Annotated in this window: 1 protein-coding gene and 1 pseudogene; both read left to right on the top strand. The window is 70.4% G+C overall.

The genetic code is table 11. The features are described from left to right. Window positions 1-368, top strand: a pseudogene (locus G7A99_RS21415) (hypothetical protein); the annotation flags it as partial. A 147-nt stretch (window positions 369-515) separates the two neighbouring features. Next, window positions 516-949 (top strand): hypothetical protein (locus tag G7A99_RS21410; RefSeq protein ID WP_205599985.1); only part of this gene is annotated, 434 nt, incomplete at its 3' end.

Raw genomic sequence — 949 nt, 5'->3', positions numbered from 1 at the left:
TCATGGTGCTCGCCGGCGCGGTGCTCCTGGCAACCGTTGCCGTGGCGGTGGCCGAGGATGCCCACAGTGGCGGACACAACGGCCACAGCGGTCCCGGTCGCGGTATCGGCTATGACGGGGTCGGCCACCAGGGCGGCGGTCACTCTGCGGCCAACCCGCGCCACGATGGCAGCCTGCTCGAGGACGAGGTCTTCCGTGGCCACCGCGACGGCGGTGGCGGCGAGGGCGGTGAGCACGAGGGCGGGGAGCACGACGACAGCGACCAGGACCACGCTGCAGGCGGCGAGCACCCGGACGAGCGCATGGAGCACGGCCACGATGACCACGAGGGCGGTGAGGAGCGTCCGGAGCAGGATTCACACTCTTGAGGGCGGACCGTCGCCGGGGCGCGTCGGGGAGGGATTGCCAGGCAACGCGTGATAGTGATCCGGAATTTTCAGCCAGGCTTGTTGTTGGGAATGCAGGGTGTACCTGGAATCGGGGCACCTGCCGGAAGGGATAGAGAGGACGCAACCATGGAAATCAGACAGGGACTTTTCGGGACCGGCCTCGCGCTGGCCATTGGCGCGGCGTCTGTGATGGCGCTGCCGATCGTTGCGCCGTCCACGAGTGTCGCCGTGGCGCAGGATCACAACGGTGCCGGCAAGGGCGCCGGTGGTGGCGGCCAGGGCGGTGGCCAGCGCGGTCAGGGTGGCCAGGGTGGTCAGGGCATGCAGGGCAGTGGCGGCCACGGCGGTGGCTCGGCACTGGAGGACGAGGTGATGCGAGGCCGTCGCGGTAGCGACGCCGCGGGCGAGGATGCCGAGGAGGACTCGGATCGTCCGGCATGGGCCGGTGTCCCCGGACGTGACGGCAAGCCCGGGCGCGGCAATGCCGAGCCCGGCACGTCCAAGGGCGGCGACTACGGTGACCTCTGGGCGATCCTGCGCGACGACGAGGGCAATCCGGT

Source organism: Arhodomonas sp. KWT (genome assembly GCF_010993615.1).
The sequence above is the reverse complement of the archived record's forward strand: the minus strand, read 5'-3'. Positions and strand labels throughout refer to the sequence as shown.